At 73.5% G+C, this 15,941-nt stretch carries 16 protein-coding genes; 13 read left to right on the forward strand and 3 right to left on the reverse strand.

Translation table 11 applies throughout. The annotated features are described in order from the left end of the window. Positions 1–7 precede the first annotated feature (7 nt). The 4 genes from EUA98_RS05260 (at position 8) to EUA98_RS05275 (ending at position 3,945) form a co-directional block, all read left to right on the forward strand. Positions 8–1,048: a PIG-L family deacetylase gene (locus tag EUA98_RS05260; protein WP_130101629.1), complete on the forward strand. Its 1,041-nt coding sequence runs from the start codon at positions 8–10 to the stop codon at positions 1,046–1,048. 5 nt (positions 1,049–1,053) lie between these two features. Beyond that, the gene (locus EUA98_RS05265; RefSeq protein ID WP_130101630.1) at positions 1,054–1,443 is read left to right on the forward strand and encodes a DUF6113 family protein; all 390 of its coding nucleotides are present in this window, start codon (positions 1,054–1,056) and stop codon (positions 1,441–1,443) included. Next, the gene (locus EUA98_RS05270; RefSeq protein WP_242511289.1) at positions 1,440–1,940 is read left to right on the forward strand and encodes a flavin reductase family protein; all 501 of its coding nucleotides are present in this window, start codon (positions 1,440–1,442) and stop codon (positions 1,938–1,940) included. Before EUA98_RS05265 ends, EUA98_RS05270 begins: the two co-directional genes overlap by 4 nt. An 88-nt stretch (positions 1,941–2,028) precedes the next feature. Continuing rightward, positions 2,029–3,945, forward strand: coding sequence for a VanW family protein (locus EUA98_RS05275; protein WP_130101631.1), 1,917 nt, complete (start codon positions 2,029–2,031; stop codon positions 3,943–3,945). A gap of 73 nt (positions 3,946–4,018) precedes the next feature. Here the strand turns inward: EUA98_RS05275 and EUA98_RS05280 are convergent, their stop codons facing one another. Beyond that, a complete protein-coding gene (locus EUA98_RS05280; RefSeq protein ID WP_242511290.1) occupies positions 4,019–4,273 on the reverse strand; it encodes a hypothetical protein in 255 nt (84 codons plus the stop codon). Between the two features lie 100 nt (positions 4,274–4,373). Between EUA98_RS05280 and fdxA the strand changes: the two genes are divergently transcribed. The 3 genes from fdxA (at position 4,374) to EUA98_RS05295 (ending at position 7,466) form a co-directional block, all read left to right on the forward strand. Then, entirely contained in the window at positions 4,374–4,700 is a 327-nt protein-coding gene (gene fdxA / locus EUA98_RS05285; RefSeq protein ID WP_130101632.1) for a ferredoxin, read from the forward strand. 48 nt (positions 4,701–4,748) lie between these two features. Next, positions 4,749–5,888, forward strand: coding sequence for a succinyldiaminopimelate transaminase (gene dapC / locus EUA98_RS05290; protein ID WP_130101633.1), 1,140 nt, complete (start codon positions 4,749–4,751; stop codon positions 5,886–5,888). Positions 5,889–6,167: 279 nt separating this feature from the next. Then, positions 6,168–7,466, forward strand: coding sequence for a citrate synthase (locus EUA98_RS05295; RefSeq protein ID WP_130101634.1), 1,299 nt, complete (start codon positions 6,168–6,170; stop codon positions 7,464–7,466). 55 nt (positions 7,467–7,521) lie between these two features. Here EUA98_RS05295 and EUA98_RS05300 read toward each other — a convergent pair whose 3' ends face one another. Both EUA98_RS05300 and dapD read right to left on the reverse strand, forming a co-directional pair. After that, positions 7,522–8,415 (reverse strand): hypothetical protein, encoded by an 894-nt coding sequence (locus tag EUA98_RS05300; RefSeq protein WP_130101635.1) that lies wholly within the window; start codon positions 8,413–8,415, stop codon positions 7,522–7,524. A gap of 122 nt (positions 8,416–8,537) precedes the next feature. Continuing rightward, complete coding sequence (gene dapD, locus EUA98_RS05305) at positions 8,538–9,617, reverse strand: 2,3,4,5-tetrahydropyridine-2,6-dicarboxylate N-succinyltransferase (RefSeq protein ID WP_130101636.1); 1,080 nt, start codon at positions 9,615–9,617, stop codon at positions 8,538–8,540. A 228-nt stretch (positions 9,618–9,845) separates the two neighbouring features. On the opposite strand from dapD, the gene dapE reads away from it, so the two are divergent. The 6 genes from dapE (at position 9,846) to EUA98_RS05335 (ending at position 15,920) form a co-directional block, all read left to right on the forward strand. After that, positions 9,846–10,937 carry a succinyl-diaminopimelate desuccinylase gene (gene dapE / locus EUA98_RS05310; protein ID WP_242511291.1) on the forward strand — a complete coding sequence of 364 codons (1,092 nt, stop codon included), beginning with the start codon at positions 9,846–9,848 and terminating at the stop codon, positions 10,935–10,937. Between the two features lie 24 nt (positions 10,938–10,961). Further along, positions 10,962–11,792 (forward strand): LOG family protein, encoded by an 831-nt coding sequence (locus EUA98_RS05315; protein WP_130101637.1) that lies wholly within the window; start codon positions 10,962–10,964, stop codon positions 11,790–11,792. Further along, entirely contained in the window at positions 11,789–12,760 is a 972-nt protein-coding gene (locus EUA98_RS05320) for a dihydropteroate synthase (RefSeq protein WP_130101638.1), read from the forward strand. The genes EUA98_RS05315 and EUA98_RS05320 overlap by 4 nt, the downstream gene beginning before the upstream one ends. Positions 12,761–12,770: 10 nt before the next feature. Continuing rightward, entirely contained in the window at positions 12,771–14,018 is a 1,248-nt protein-coding gene (locus EUA98_RS05325) for a hypothetical protein (RefSeq protein ID WP_130101639.1), read from the forward strand. Between the two features lie 131 nt (positions 14,019–14,149). After that, positions 14,150–14,317: a DUF3117 domain-containing protein gene (locus EUA98_RS05330; protein WP_130101640.1), complete on the forward strand. Its 168-nt coding sequence runs from the start codon at positions 14,150–14,152 to the stop codon at positions 14,315–14,317. A gap of 4 nt (positions 14,318–14,321) precedes the next feature. Then, positions 14,322–15,920, forward strand: a complete 1,599-nt coding sequence (locus tag EUA98_RS05335; protein ID WP_130101641.1) for a leucyl aminopeptidase family protein — start codon at positions 14,322–14,324, stop codon at positions 15,918–15,920. Positions 15,921–15,941: the final 21 nt, after the last annotated feature.

A 15,941-nucleotide genomic window follows, 5' to 3' on the forward strand; every position in this document is an offset into this window, starting at 1 on the left:
CCGGCGGGTGACCGGACCGACCGGCGGGCTTCTCGTCGTCCATGCACATCCGGACGACGAGACGCTCGCGACCGGAGGGCTGATCGCGGTCTGGGCCGGTTCCGGCCGTCCGGTCACCGTGGTGACCTGTACCCGGGGCGAGCTCGGTGAGGTCATCGGTGACGACCCGGGCCACCTCGAGGGGGACGGGCCCGCGTTGGCCGCTCATCGCGAGGGCGAGCTGGCTGCCGCGCTGGCGGCGCTCGGCGTGGTCGACCAGGTGTTCCTCGACAGCGTGGCCGACGGCGACGTGCCCGACGGCGACCCCGTCGCGCTCCGGTTCTCCGACTCGGGCATGGCGTGGGCCGGGGTGGGGCGCGCGGGTCGCGTCTCGGACCTGCCCGACGGCGCCTTCGTCGCCGTCCCGCTCGACGCCGCCGCCCGGCGGCTCGCCGCCGTGATCCGCTCGCGCCGGCCGGAGGTCGTCGCGACCTACGAGCCCGGCGGCGGGTACGGCCACCCGGACCACGTGCGGACGCACGACGTGACCATGCGCGCGCTCGAGCTGGCGGGCGACCCGCACCTCGTCCTCGACGACCCGCCCCACATCCCTGGCGCGGTGCTGGCCGCCGTCGTCCCCGCGGACACGCTGCGCGCCGCGTACCGCGCGCTCACGGACCTGCCCGCCGTGACGGCGCAACGCGTCGCCGATCCGCACCTCGCGCTCCCGGACCCCGGTGGCCCGTTGCCGTCCGTCGCCGTGGCTGGCGACCTCGTCGACCTGGTGGTCGACGTGACCGGAGTCCTCGACCGGGTCGCCGCGGCGCTGTCGGCCCACCGCACCCAGGTGCGCTCGATCGCGCTCGACGCCGATCGGCTCGCGCAGGCGGCGACCGGACCACGGGACCGGCCGGCCGTCGTCGTCGGCTGCTACGCCCTGAGCAACGACGTCCTCGCCCCGCTGCTGAGCCAGGAGTTCTACCGCAGCGTGCCGGTCGGCGTCGACCTCGAGGACGCCTGGCGAGCGGCGGGCATCTCGTGGCCCGCCGCGGTCAGGCCGGTAGCGTGAACGCCATGGTCAGATCGCTCTTGCAGGTGCTCGCTCGGTGGCTCGGCGTCTTCCTGCTCGGTGGCCTGGTGGGTGCCGCGGGCACCGTGCTGCATCGCGCGTGGATGCCGTGGGGGGTCGTCGCCTGCCTGGCGCTCGTGCTCGCCTCGGCCGTGCTGGCCCGCGCCTGGGTCGGACTCACCGGGCTGCTGGTGTACGGGATCGCGTGGGTCGTCGTCGTGCAGGTCCTGTCGCTCACCGGCCCCGGGGGCGACGTCCTGATCCCGGCCGGGCAGGTGGTCGGCTATGCGTGGATCCTCGGCGGGCTGGTCATGATGGGCGTGGCGGCGTTCGCGCCGCGCGCCTGGTTCGCGGGTGAGCTGACGGCGCCGGTCCCGATCGACCTCGACGCGTGAGCCCGGACGAGCTGGCCGACCCGGACGAGTTCCGTTCGGCGATCGGCCGCCTGCCCGCCGGCGTCGTGGTGGTCACCCTGCGCTGGCGCGACGTCGACTACGCGATGACGGCGAGCGCCGTCGCGTCCGTGTCGCTCGACCCGCCGCTCGTGCTGTTCTGCGTCCACGAGGATGCGCGGTTCCGGGAGGCGCTGGACCAGGTCGACCTCTGGGCCTTCAACGTGCTGTCCGACACCGCGGGACCGGTGGCCGACTGGCTCGCGTCCCCCGGCCGTCCCGCGATCGGCCAGCTGGACCGCGTGCCGCACACCGTGGGCCCGCGGACCGGCGCCGTGCTCATCGACGACGCCGCCGCCTGGTTCGAGTGCCGGACGTCGGCGATCCACCGTGCCGGCGACCACGACATCGTCGTGGGGTCCGTGCTGGTCGCACGGCAGGGGGCACCGAGCGCGGGTGGCCTGGTGCACCAGCGTGGTCGGATCCGGCCCATCCTATGAGGGACGTTCGCGGTCTGGTCCGAGGGCACACGTAGAATCGCGCGGTGGCGGGGGGCCCGTTGGAAGTGCGGTCAAGAAGAGAGATCCGATGGTCAAGAAGTCCGGCAGTGACGGCGACGTTCGCCAGCACGCGGCCGACGATGCAGCCGCGCCCGAGGGTGCCGCTGTGCCTCCTGAGCGTGCCGCTGTGCCGACCGAGCGTGCCGCTGTGCCCGGGGGTTCCCCGGCGATGCGGTTCGACCCCGTGACCCGGCCGGCCGAGGCGTCGGGGGACGTCCCGTCCGATCCCACGGCTGCGTCGCCGCTCGCGATCTTCGACGAGGACGAGCAGCGCCGCCGCTGGCCGCGGGTGGTGCTGACCACCCTCGCGGTCGTCGTCGTCCTGGGTGGCACCTACGTCGGCGCCTCCTGGGCCCTCGCCGATCGCGTCCCGCGGGGCACGACCGTCGCGGGTGTCGAGATCGGCGGTCTCGACTCCGCCACGGCCGTCACGACGCTCGAGGACGGGTTGGCCGACGTCGTCGGTGAGCCCATCCCGCTGGTGGCCGGCGAGGTCAGCACGTCTCTCGCCCCTGCCGATGCGGGTCTCGTCCTCGACGCCGACGCCACCGTGCGCGGGCTGACCGGCTTCGACCTCCAGCCCGGGCGGCTCTGGCAGCACGCGTTCGGGAACGGCGAGGCGCAGCCCGTCACCCTCGTCAACGACGCGTTGCTGGCCGACGCCGTCGACCTGGTCGCCGCTGCGCTCGTCACCGCGCCCGTCGACGCCCAGGTCGTCTTCGCGGACAGCGAAGCGCGGGCGACCGAGGCGGTCGACGGTGCGGAGGTGGACCCGAGCGCCGCGGCCGAGCTGCTGCGTTCCACCTGGCTGACCGCGGCCCGACCCCTGGAGCTCCCCGTCCGCGTCGTCGGGCCCGACATCTCGCAGGAGGAGGCGGACCTGGCGCTGTCGACGCTCGCCCAGCCGCTCGCCCGTGCCCCCATCGCCGTCGCCGTCGCCGGGCAGACCGTCGAGCTTCCCGCCGCCGTCGTGACCGCAGCCGCCAGCTTCGTCGCCGAGGACTCCGACCTCACGCTCACGCTCGACGGCCCGCTGCTCGTCGAGGAGATCGTCAAACGCACCACCGGCCTGTTCACACCGTCGGCGGACGCGAGCTTCGCGTTCGAGAACGGCGTGCCCGTGATCGTCCCGGGGATCCCCGGCACCACGCTCGACCCGCAGGTCCTGGCCGACGCCGTGGCGGCGGCGGGGGTCTCGAACGACCGAACCGCGCGCGTCGAGCTCGTGGCGAGCGACCCGGCGCAGTCGACCGAGAAGCTTCAGGCGCTCGGGATCATCGAGCTCGTCTCGGAGTTCTCCACCCCGTTGACGAACGAGCCGCTGCGCACCGAGAACCTGCGCACCGGCGCCACCAAGGTCAACGGCACCCTGGTCCGGCCCGGGGACACGTTCAGCCTGACCGAGACGCTCGGCCCGATCACGGCCGCGGCCGGCTTCAACGAGGCCTGGGTCATCGTCAACGGCGAGCACGTCAAGGGCACCGGGGGAGGGCTGTCCCAGATGTCCACGACGACGTTCAACGCCGCCTATCTCGCCGGGTTCGAGGACGTCGAGCACACCCCGCACTCCGAGTGGTTCACCCGGTACCCGGAGGGGCGCGAGGCCACCCTCTACAGCGGCTCGATCGACATGAAGTTCAAGAACACCACGCCGTACGGCGCGCTGCTGCAGTCCTGGGTCGCGGACGGCCGGCTGCACGTGGCGGTCTGGGGCACGAAGTACTGGACGGTGGAGTCCTCCACGAGCGGACGCTCGGGCGTCGTCTCGCCGAGCACCGTGCACTCCGCCTCGCCGACCTGCCTGCCGATGTCGGCCGGCAACCCCGGCTTCTCCGTCACCGTGACGCGGCAGCTGCTGCTCAACGGGGAGCTCACGGAGACGACGAAGCGGACCACGCGCTACAAGCCGCAGAACGCCGTCGTCTGCGACCCGCCCACCGGGTAGGGGGCAGCCGGCGCCGGATGGCTCGGCCGGCCCGGGGGCGGCCGGCGGGGGAGCCCGCCGGCGCCCGGGTCGGCTACTCGGTCTGGCGGCGTGGTCCGCGGCGGGGCGGCGCGGGCGGGATGAGCTTGCCGATCGCGATGTCGGCCGCCGGGACGCGCACCGGGCCCCGGCGGGTCTCGACCTCGACGCCGTCGTCGTCCACCGTGAGCAGGTCGCCGAGCACGTCGGAGTACCCGCCCTCGGCCAGGTGCCGGCGGACGATCACGCGGGCCCCGACGGGCCAGGCGAGCCAGGCGCGTCGCCCGGGTGCGGGGATGGGGTTCGTCACGTCGGTCGCGTCTGCTCTATCCGGGTCATCTGGTGGATACTAGAAGCCCGGTGCCGATCGAGGCGCATCCGATCGAACGGGCCCCACAGGAGGATCGACCGTGACGTATGTGATCGCCCAGCCTTGCGTAGATGTCAAAGACAAGGGCTGCATCGAGGAGTGCCCCGTCGACTGCATCTACGAAGGCAAACGGTCGCTCTACATCCACCCCGACGAGTGCGTGGACTGTGGCGCGTGCGAGCCGGTCTGCCCGGTCGAGGCCATCTACTACGAGGACGACGTCCCCGAGCAGTGGAGCGAGTACTACAAGGCGAACGTCGAGTTCTTCGACGACCTCGGCTCCCCGGGCGGCGCCGCGAAGATGGGCCGGATCGAGAAGGACCACCCGATCATCGCCACCCTCCCGCTCCAGGTGGTCAGCGAGTAGCACCGACGTGATCCGCTCGATCGCTGCGCGTCGCCCGAACGCGGCCTGATGGGCCTGCAGACCGGCGCCCTCCCGGAGTTCCCGTGGGACACGCTCAAGCCCCTCGCGGCGATCGCGCGCGCCCACCCGGGCGGCATCGTGGACCTGTCCGTCGGTACACCCGTCGACCCGACCCCCGCCGTCGTCCGCGACGCGCTCGCCGCGGCTGCCGACTCGCCGGGCTACCCGACCACCCACGGCACCCCGGCGCTGCGCCAGGCGGTCGTCGACTGGTTCGCGCGCCGGCGGGGCGTGCCCGGGCTCGATCCGGCGGCAGTGCTGCCGACCGTGGGCTCGAAGGAGCTCGTGGCTCTCCTGCCGTCCCTGCTCGGCCTGGGCGCCGGGGACGTCGTCGTCCATCCCCGCACCGCCTACCCGACGTACGACGTCGGCGCGCGCCTCGCCGGGGCGACGCCCCTGCCCGCCGACGACGTCGCGGCCTGGGCCGACAGCCCGGCCCGCCTCGTCTGGCTCAACTCACCGGGAAACCCGGACGGGACCGTTCGATCGGTCGACCAGCTCCGCGAGGTCGTCGACGCCGCCCGCACCACGGGCGCCGTCGTGGCCTCGGACGAGTGCTACGCCGAGCTGGCCTGGGAGGAGCCGTGGGCGACCGCGGGGGTGCCCAGCCTGCTCGATCCACGCGTCACCGGCGGTGACCTCACCGGGCTGCTCGCCGTCTACTCGTTGTCCAAGCAGTCGAACCTCGCGGGATACCGCGCGGCCTTCGTGGCCGGCGACCCGGTGCTGATCGCCCGGCTGGTCGAGACCCGCAAGCACGCCGGGATGATCGTGCCCGGTCCCGTCCAGGCCGCCATGACCGTCGCGCTGGGTGACGACGCCCACGTCGCCGTGCAGCGTGAGGTGTACCGGGCCCGCCGGGACCTGCTGCGGGCGGCTCTCGGCGCCGCGAACCTGGCGGTCGACGGATCCCAGGCCGGGCTGTACCTGTGGGCCCGCCCGGTCGGCGCTCCGCAGGACAGCTGGAGCATGGTCGCTGATCTCGCGGCCCTCGGGATCCTGGTCGCGCCCGGTGCGTTCTACGGCGCGGCGGCCGCGGGGCACGTGCGACTGGCGCTGACCGCACCCGACGAGCGCATCGCGGAGGCCGCCGCTCGACTGACCGGTGGCGGACCGGGTCGTCGCTGACGTCAGCGGTGCGTGACCGCACGGCCGTCGCCGAGGCGGCAGATGACCGCACGGTAGGGGACGGTTTGTTGCTGATTGCCGTTCGGTTGGGTGTGACCCGCGTCACGCGACTGGCGCGGGATTGGGTCCACCGGAATTCGTCGCAGATCGCCGCTCGCGGGTAGCGTGAGCGATCGCGAGCCGATCGAGGGCCGCCAGGTCCGACCGATTCCGGTCGCCGCCAACAGTCTTCCCCGGCCCGCGATCTCGTCGCGGACAGGGGATGCAGGGAGGAAGCGCATGTCCGAGGCAGTCAAGGAACCCGGTCGTCTCACCGTCGGGGGAACCACGCTCGAACTCCCGTTAGTCAGCGCCACGCAGGGCAACGACGGCATCGTCGTCTCGTCGCTCCTCAAGGAGACCGGCCTGGTCACCGTCGACCCCGGCTTCATGAACACCGCGTCGTGCGACTCCGAGATCACCTACATCGACGGCGACGCGGGGATCCTGCGCTACCGCGGCTACCCGATCGAGCAGCTGGCCGAGAAGTCCTCGTTCCTCGAGGTCGCCTACCTGCTCATCCACGGCGAGCTGCCGACGCAGGCCGAGGGCGACGCGTTCATGGAACGCGTGAACCGGCACACCCTGGTGCACGAGGACTTCCGCACGTTCATGGGGACGTTCCCGCGCAACGGGCACCCAATGGCGGTCATGTCCTCCGCGGTCAACGCGCTGTCGACGTTCTACCCGGAGTCGCTCGACCCGTTCGACCCGCAGACGGTCGAGCTGGCCACGGTCCTCATCCTCGCGAAGACCCGCACGATCACGTCCTACCTCCACCGCAGCGCGGTGGGCGAACCGTTGCTGTACCCGGACTACTCGCGCGGGTACGTCGAGGACTTCCTGCGGATGACCTTCGCGGTGCCGTACCAGCAGTACGAGCCGGACCCCACCACGGTCGCCGTGCTCGACCAGCTCCTGATCCTGCACGCCGACCACGAGCAGAACTGCTCCACGTCGACCGTGCGGATGGTCGGTTCGAGCCACGCGAACCTGTACGCCTCCGTCGCGGCCGGCATCAACGCGCTGTCCGGGCCGCTGCACGGCGGTGCGAACGAGGCCGTGCTCAAGATGCTCACCGAGATCAAGGCCGACGGCGGCGATGCGTCGGCCTTCATGACGCGCGTGAAGAACAAGGACCAGGGTGTGCGCCTGATGGGCTTCGGGCACCGGGTCTACAAGAACTACGACCCGCGCGCGGCCATCGTCAAGAAGAGCGCGCACGCGGTCCTGGAGAAGCTCGGCAAGCCCGACCCGCTGCTCGACATCGCGATGAACCTCGAGGAGATCGCGCTCAACGACGACTACTTCACCGAGCGCAAGCTCTATCCGAACGTCGACTTCTACACCGGCCTGATCTACAAGGCGCTGGGGTTCTCGGACCAGATGTTCACGCCGTTGTTCGCGCTCGGTCGGATGCCGGGCTGGATCGCGCAGTGGCGCGAGATGATGACGGACCCGACCACGAAGATCGGCCGCCCGCGGCAGATCTACACGGGTGCCGTCGAGCGCAACTACCTGCCGGTCGAGTCCCGCTAGACCGCTGGGCCCGCCGGACCCGCCCGGACCTCGCGATCCCGGCGGGTCGGCCGGCCTACTGCGTCGCGAGGGTGAGATGGACCTCGCCCGCGGGCACCGGGTCGGTGCCGGACGGTGACCAGGTCGGCTCGTCCCGGGACCAGGTCTGGTCCGCGGTGCTCACGGCGTCGACGTCCAACCCGTGCGCGACCGCGACCGACCAGTGGGCGAGGGTCCAGGCCAGGCGCGTGTCGTCGTCGGGGGTGCCGGCACCGAGCGCCCCGCCGTCGATCGTGACGGTGACCGTGCCGTCGTCGTCGGTGGCCGACGTCGTCGGCACGGCGCCGAAGTCGCGCGCCACCCGCGCGGCCACCGCCTCCGTCGACCCCGGCCCGCCGACGGTGTGCAGGTCGCAGGTCACCGTGGCGGGGGAGTAGCCCGTCAGGGCCGAGGCCCAGGCCCGGGACCGGGTCTCGTGCTGCGCGTACGCCTCGGGGAAGCCGGACCGCTGGACCTCCTGCGCGGCCACCGTGATCTCGAGCGCCTCGTAGTCCGGCACCTTGTCCAGCCCGTCGAAGAACGCGTTGGCCGAGTACACCGGGTCGAGGATCTGCTCCACCGTGCCCCAACCCTGCGACGGGCGCTGCTGGAACAGGCCGACCGAGTCGCGGTCCCCGTAGTCGATGTTGAGCAGCTTCGACTCCTGCAGGGCGGTGGCGATCCCGATGGTCGCGGCGCGGGCGGGCATCCCGCGGCGCACCGACACCGCGGCGACCAGCGCCGCGTTGTCGGCCTGGGCCGGGGTCAGGTACCAGCTGGTGCCGTCCGCCTCGGCCGCGCAGCGCTCGGCGCGGACGTCGCCGCCGTCGACCTGGTTGAGCAGCGCCACGACAGCGGTCACGGCGATCGCCGCCGTCGCGAGCAGCGCGAGCGCGGTGCGCCAGGACCGGCGGCGGCGCCGGCGGGACACGGCCCGCGACTGTGCTGGTCGGGACTGTGCCGGTCCGGACCCGGCCCGCGACTGCGCTGATCGCGACTGCGCTGATCGCGACTGTGCTGGTCGGGACTGTGCTGGTCGGGACACGGCCCGGGTCAGTGCTGGTGCAGCGCGGCGTTGAGCTCCACACCGGCGCCGGCGCGGGCGACGGCCTCGACGCCCCCGGTCAGGGAGTTGCGGCGAAAGAGCACGCTGTGGGATCCGGACAGGTCGCGCGCCTTGACCACGCGGCCGTCGAGCGCGCCGCCGTCGTCGGCCTTGAAGCCCACGAGGGCGACCTTGGTGCCGGCCGTGACATACAGGCCCGCCTCCACCACGCAGTCGTCGCCGAGCTGGATGCCGAGGCCGGCGTTCGCGCCGAGCAGAGACCGCCGACCGATCGACACGACCTCACGGCCGCCGCCGGACAGCGTGCCCATGATCGAGGCGCCCCCGCCGATGTCGCTGCCGTCGCCGACCACGACCCCCGAGGAGATGCGGCCCTCGACCATCGACACCCCGAGCGTGCCCGCGTTGAAGTTCACGAAGCCCTCATGCATCACGGTCGTGCCCGGGGCGAGGTGCGCGCCGAGCCGCACGCGGTCCGCATCGGCGATCCGCACGCCGCTGGGCAGCACGTAGTCGACCATCCGCGGGAAGCGGTCGACGCTGAACACGGTCACCGGCGTGCCGGTCGCGGCCCGCAGGCGCAGCCGGGTCGCCTCGAAGTCCTCGACCGCGCACGGCCCGCGGTCCGTCCAGACCACGTTCTCGAGCCGGGCGAAGATGCCGTCGAGGTTCTGGCCGTGCGGCACGACCAGGCGGTGCGAGAGCAGGTGCAGACGCAGGTAGGCGTCGGCGGCGTCGCGCGGCGGCGTGTCCAGGTCGATCACCGTGCGGACGACGGTGGTCCGCACGCCCCGAGCGGCGTCGGCGCCTTCGAGGGCCAGCAGCTCGGGCGGTGCGGCGGCGTCGGCTGGCGGTTCACCGAGGGCCGGGGCCGGGTACCAGACGTCGAGGGTGGTCCCGGTGCGAGATTCCGCGGTCGTCGCGCCGGCTGCGGTGACGGTGGCGGTGGTGCCAGTGGCAGCGATGTCACCCGCGGAGCTGTCGGCGTCGCCCGCGGAGCTGTCGGCAGCGTGGACGGGGGTCGTGATCGTGGCCAGGCCGAAACCCCAGGCGGTGCGCGGACTCATGGCCCCCACCCTAAACGTCCGGCGTAGCCACACCTGAGTGGTGCTGACAGCCGCACGTGCTGCTGAGGTGAACGGTTGGGGCGGATGGGGCGTCCCGCGCGCACCTCGAGGCATCAACAGGCACACGTGCGGCTGTGCGCATCACCTTCTCGGCCGGGCGCGCGATGGCCGGCGGCGTCAGCGCGGACCGGCGGACCGGCGGACCGGGGTGATCGGTAGGGTCGGCGGGTGACGACCACTGTGCTGGACCCGACCGGTGACCTGCTCGCGCTCACCCGGGCGTTGTGCGACATCCCGTCCGTGAGCGGTGACGAGACCGCGATCGTCGACGCGATCGAGGCGGCGCTGCGCCGCTACCCCCACCTCGAGGTGCTGCGCGACGGCGACGCGCTGGTCGCCCGGACGTCCCTGGGCCGCGCGGAACGGGTCGTCGTCGCGGGGCACACCGACACCGTGCCGATCGCGGACAACCTGCCGACCACCGTCGTCGGGAGCGGCTCCGAGGCTGCCGTGTGGGGGCGGGGGACGGTCGACATGAAGGGCGGGGTGGCGATCCAGGTCGCCCTCGCAGCCGCCCTGACCGCGCCGACGCGGGACGTCACCTGGGTCTTCTACGACCACGAGGAGGTCGAGGCGTCGCTCAGCGGGCTCGGCCGGATCGCCCGGAACCACCCGGACTGGCTCGCCGCCGACTTCGCCGTGCTCGGCGAACCGAGCAACGCCGGCATCGAGGGCGGCTGCAACGGCACGCTCCGCGTCGAGGTGCGCGTGCCCGGCGTGGCTGCGCACTCGGCCCGCTCCTGGATGGGCGTCAACGCGATCCACGGCGCCGCCGAGGTGCTGCGCCGGCTGGCGGAGTACGAGGCGGCCGACGTCGAGGTCGACGGGCTGGTCTACCGCGAGGGGATGAACGCCGTGGCGATCAGCGGCGGGGTGGCCGGCAACGTGGTCCCGGACGAGTGCGTGGTCACGGTCAACTACCGGTTCGCGCCGTCGACCTCGGTCGCCGGCGCCGAGGCGCACGTCCGGGAGCTGTTCAGCGGGTTCGACGTGACGCTCACGGATGCCGCGTCGGGCGCCCGCCCGGGGCTGGACGACCCCGCAGCCGCCGACTTCGCCGCCACCGCGCTGGCGTTCACCGGCGGCGTCCCGGCCCCGAAGTTCGGCTGGACCGACGTCGCCCGATTCGCCGAGCTGGGAATCCCGGCGGTCAACTTCGGCCCCGGCGACCCGCTCCTTGCGCACAAGGACGACGAGCACTGCGCCGTCGCGCAGATCCAGCTCTGCCACGACGCGCTGCGTTCCTGGCTGACCTCGTGAAGGTCACCTCTTAGAGTTCAGGTCATGACGAGCGACGAGGGCGTGCCCACCCCGGGGAGCGGGCACCGACGCGGACCGGTGCTGCTGCGCCGCGGCCAGATCCCGACCATGACCGCCGACGAGCGACTGCTGGCGGCGCCCCGTCAGGGCGCGAGCTGGCTGCACGAGGACCCCTGGCGGGTGCTCCGCATCCAGAGCGAGCTCGTCGAGGGCTTCGGGGCGCTCGCCGAGATCGGCCCGGCGATGAGCGTGTTCGGCTCGGCCCGCGTGGGCCCCGACCACCCCGAGTACGCGCTCGCCGAACGCGTCGGGCGCGGGCTCGCGAACGCCGGCTACGCCGTCATCACCGGCGGCGGCCCGGGGGTGATGGAGGCGGCAAACAAGGGTGCGAACCAGGCCGGCGGCGTGTCGGTCGGGCTCGGGATCGAGCTGCCGTTCGAGCAGGGCATGAACCAGTGGGTCGACCTCGGCGTCAACTTCCGGTACTTCTTCGCCCGCAAGCTCATGTTCGTGAAGTACGCCCAGGGATTCATCGTGCTGCCCGGCGGGTTCGGCACGCTGGACGAGCTGTCCGAGGCCCTCACGCTGGTCCAGACCCACAAGGTCACCGAGTTCCCGATCGTGCTGGTCGGCAGCTCCTACTGGCAGGGGCTGCTCGACTGGCTCGGCGGACCGGTCCGCGCCCACGGCATGATCGGCCACCTCGACCTCGATCTGATCCGACTCGTCGACGACCCGGACGAGGCCGTCGCACTCGTCGTCGAGCGCGATGCGCAGCTGCGGGCCGCCGAGGACGCGGCCGTGGTCGAAGCCGCCGCCGCCCAGCGGGCCGCGGGCGCCTCCGGGGACGTATGACGACCCCGGCCGGGGTCCCGGCCGCCGGCGCCCCGGTCCGGCTGCGGGGTCGGACGTTCGGCGCCGACCACCCGGTCGTGATGGCGATCGTCAACCGCACGCCCGACTCGTTCTACGCGCCCGCGCGCCACTCCTCGTCGGACGCGGCGGTCGAGGCGATCGCGCAGGCCGCCGGCGAGGGCGCCGACATCGTCGACATCGGCGGCATCCGGGCGGGCCGCGGGCCTCGGGTCGACGCGGCCGAAGAGGTCCGTCGCGTGGTCCCGCTGATCGCGCTGGTGCGAGATCGCCATCCCGACCTGCTGATCAGCGTGGACACCTGGCGGGCCGACGTCGCCCGGCAGGCCGCGCGGGCGGGCGCCGACCTCATCAACGACACCTGGGCGGGCCACGACCCGCACCTGGTCGAGGTGGCCGCCGAGGAGGGCGTCGGCGTGGTCTGCTCGCACACCGGTGGCGCGCTCCCGCGGACCGACCCCTTCCGGGTCGCGTACCCACGGGCCGCGCCGGCCGGGCCCGACGGCGACCCGGGCGCCGACCCGGGCGCCGACCCGCGCACCGACCTGCGCGACGGCGTCGTCGACGACGTCCTGGCCACGCTCGCCATCGCCGCGGCGCGCGCGGTGTCGCTCGGGATCGACCCGGGCTCGGTGTTCGTGGACCCGACGCACGACTTCGGCAAGAACACCTGGCACTCCCTGCACCTCGTGCGGCGGACCGCCGCGCTCGTCGGCCTCGGCCACCCCGTGCTGATGGCGCTCTCCCGCAAGGACTTCGTCGGCGAGAGCCTCGACCTGCCTGTCGACGAGCGGCTCGAGGGCACGCTCGCCGCGACGGCCGTGGCCGCGTGGCTCGGAGCCCGGGTGTTCCGCACGCACGACGTGCGGGCCACCCGCCGCACGCTCGACATGGTCGCGGCGATCCGGGGCGACGCGCCGCCCGCACGTGCCGTTCGCGGCCTGGCGTGAGCGGTTCAGCGTGAGCGGACCGGCGCCCGCGCTCGCGGGGGCGGGCGCGGGCACCTGGTCGCGCCCCACCCGGTGGCCATGGTGGGTCCAGGTGCTCGCGGTCTACGCGGTGGCGCGGGTCGTCAGCGCGACCATCCTGCTCGCCGTCGCCCGCGAGCAGGTCGCGAACCTGTGGACCCCCGCGTCTCCGTCGTACACGCAGTTCACGGGCCTGATGTGGGATGCGAGCTGGTACCGGCAGATCGCCGAGCAGGGCTACCCCGCGCACCTGCCGGTCGGCGCGGACGGTTCGGTCGAGCAGAACGCCTGGGCGTTCTATCCGTTGTTCCCGCTGCTGGCCCGGGGTCTGACGGCGATCACGGGTGCGCCCTGGCAGGTCGCCGCCCCGCTGCTCGCCTTCGCGGCCGGGGCGGCCGCCATGGTGGTGATCTACCGGTCCGTCGAGGCTGGAGCCCCGCGGGCCGTCGCCGCCCGGCCGGGTCTGCCGCTCGTGACCGTCGCGCTGGTGGCGTTCTTCCCGACGTCGGTCGTGCTCCAGGTCGCCTACTCCGAATCCCTCGCGCTGCTCCTGGTCGCCTCGGCGCTGCTCGCCCTGATCCGGCGGCGCTACCCGCTCGCGATCGCCCTCGTGGTCGCGCTCGGCTTCACCCGGGCGGTGGCCCTGCCGATGGCGGTGGTCGTCGTCGTGCACGCGGCCGCGCGTTGGCGGGCGGCGCGGCGCGGCGAGGACTCGCTCGGCCGACGCGACGCCCTCGGGCTCGGTGCGCTGCTGGTCGTCGCCGTCGCCAGCGGGTTCGCCTGGCAGCTCGTGTGCGGCGCGGTCACCGGGGTTCCGGACGGCTACCTCCAGACCCAGGCCGCCTGGCGGGCGCGGCCCGAGGTCGTCCCCGTGCTGCCCTGGGTGGACATGGCGCGCTGGCTCTTCGGCGGCTGGGGGACGTTCGCGCTCGCCGTCGTGCTCGCCGGTGTGGCGGCGCTGCTGCTGTGTCGGCCGGCCCGGCGGCTGGGCCCCGAGCTGTGGACGTGGCCGGCCGCCTACCTCGGCTACCTGGTCGGGGTCGTCGAGCCCGGGACGAGCCTGGGACGGTTCCTGCTGCTGGCCTTCCCGCTCGCGGCAGTCACCGCCGGAATGGTCCGCGCGCCGGCCCGACGGCGTCGCGCCTGGCTCGCGCTGATCGTCGTCGCGATGGTGTTGTGCCAGGTCGGCTGGGTGTGGGCGCTGTGGCGATTGACCCCGCCCGCGGGATGGCCGCCGTGAGTTCGACACTCTGCTGTGGTCGTCGTGACCTAGAATGGTTCCGGACATCCAACCCGACCTCCGCGTGACGCCCTGTGACTGGGCGTGCGAGGGAGCGGTGCGGTCAGGCACGAATGAAGGAGACTCACGACATGGCCGCCATGAAGCCGCGGACTGGTGACGGCCCGCTCGAGGTCACCAAGGAGGGCCGCGGCTTTGTCATGCGCGTGCCGCTCGAGGGCGGTGGCCGACTTGTCGTCGAGCTCAACGCCACGGAGGCCCAGGCCCTCGGCGACGCGCTGACCTCGGTCGTCAGCTGACCCGTTGGCTGGTCGCGGCACTACCTCGCGTGTCAAGGCGCCGGTCGGGCGCACCCTCCCCGCAGTCACCACCGCTCGCGGTGGCGTAGCGACGTCCACGCTGCTCGCAGCCGACGACGTCGCGGCTGTGGCGGTGCCCGTCGCGCCCCCGGCCGACGGCGAGACCGAGGTCCAGCCACGCGCCGGGACCGCGGACGCGGCGGCGCGGTACGGGATCGACCTCGGAGACCTTGCCGAGCGCGCCGGTCTGACCGGTGCGCCCGGTGAGGCGTGGACGCTGCACCTGCCGCGTCGGCTGCTCAGCTCCGGCCCCGAGCTCCCGTGGGGTCGGCTGCCCGCGCGGCTGATCCTCGTCGGGGTCGGCGACGGCTCCCCGAACGCGCTCCGGCGTGCCGGGGCTGCGCTCGCGCGGCAGACCCGTGGACTCGACCGGGTCGTCACCACGCTCGGCGCCGAGGGTGGTGTGCAGGCCCCCGAGGCCGCGCGCGCACTCGTCGAGGGGTATCTCCTCGCGTCCTACCGCCTGCCCACGCAGGCCACGGGCACCCCGGCGAAGGCGCCCGCCGCCGAGCTGGTGCTGCTCGGTCGGCACGGCGAGCGGGTCGAGGCCGCGATCGCCGATGCGCAGATCGCGGCGCGCGCGACCTGGCTGGTCCGGGACCTCACGAACACCCCGGCCAGCACGAAGAACCCGCCGTGGATGGCTCAGCGTGCGAGCGAGCTCGCTGCCCCGCTCGGCCTCGACGTGCGCGTGCTCGGTGTGACCGAGCTGGCCGCGCAGGGGTTCGGCGGCATCCTCGCCGTCGGGTCCGGCTCCGCCAGCGAGCCGCGGCTCGTGATCGTGAGCTACACCCCGGCGACCGGATCGACGGGGCGGCACGTCGTCGTCGTCGGCAAGGGCATCACCTTCGACACCGGTGGCATCTCGATCAAGCCGCGCGAGTCCATGGTGACGATGAAGACCGACATGGCCGGCTCCGCCGTCGCGCTCGCCACCGTGCTCGCCGCCGCCGAGAAGGGGCTCGGGCACCGGGTCACCGCGGTCCTGCCGCTCGCGGAGAACCACTTCGGCGGGTCGTCCTACCGGCCCGGCGACGTCGTGACCATGCGCAGCGGACGCACCGTCGAGGTCGCCAACACGGATGCCGAGGGTCGGATGGTGCTCGCCGACGCCCTGGCGTTCGCGGACGCCGAGCTCGACCCGGACATCCTCATCGACGTCGCCACGCTCACGGGCGCGGCCAGCATCGGCCTCGGCAAGCAGCACGGCGCGCTGTTCTCGGCCGACGACGCCCTCGTCTCCGCGCTCGAGTCCGCGGCGGTCGCGGCGGGCGAGCCCGTGTGGCACATGCCGCTCGTGGAGGAGTACGCGGGCGCGGTGCGTTCCGACGTGGCGGACCTGCGTCAGGTGCCGAACGGCTGGAAGGGTGCGGGCTCGATCACCGCGGCCCTGTTCCTCCGCGAGTTCGTCGGATCGCGTCGGTGGGCGCACCTCGACATCGCCGGGCCGGCGCGGGCCACCTCCGACAAGCACGAGATCACCGAGGGCGCGACCGGGTACGGCGCTCGCCTGCTGCTGCGCTACCTCGAGACGCTGCGCTGACCCGCTCGCTGCGGGTCAGCT

This window comes from Pengzhenrongella frigida (assembly GCF_004168625.1).
Taxonomy (GTDB): Bacteria; Actinomycetota; Actinomycetes; order Actinomycetales; family Cellulomonadaceae; genus Pengzhenrongella; species Pengzhenrongella frigida.

Coding starts and splice junctions, on each gene's coding strand:
- EUA98_RS05265 (WP_130101630.1), top strand. CDS start 1,054: ATGGTCAGATCGCTCTTGCAGGTGCTCGCTCGGTGGCTCGGCGTCTTC.
- EUA98_RS05275 (WP_130101631.1), top strand. CDS start 2,029: ATGGTCAAGAAGTCCGGCAGTGACGGCGACGTTCGCCAGCACGCGGCC.
- dapC (WP_130101633.1), top strand. CDS start 4,749: ATGGGCCTGCAGACCGGCGCCCTCCCGGAGTTCCCGTGGGACACGCTC.
- EUA98_RS05295 (WP_130101634.1), top strand. CDS start 6,168: ATGTCCGAGGCAGTCAAGGAACCCGGTCGTCTCACCGTCGGGGGAACC.
- dapD (WP_130101636.1), bottom strand. CDS start 9,617: ATGAGTCCGCGCACCGCCTGGGGTTTCGGCCTGGCCACGATCACGACC.
- EUA98_RS05315 (WP_130101637.1), top strand. CDS start 10,962: ATGACGAGCGACGAGGGCGTGCCCACCCCGGGGAGCGGGCACCGACGC.
- EUA98_RS05320 (WP_130101638.1), top strand. CDS start 11,789: ATGACGACCCCGGCCGGGGTCCCGGCCGCCGGCGCCCCGGTCCGGCTG.
- EUA98_RS05330 (WP_130101640.1), top strand. CDS start 14,150: ATGGCCGCCATGAAGCCGCGGACTGGTGACGGCCCGCTCGAGGTCACC.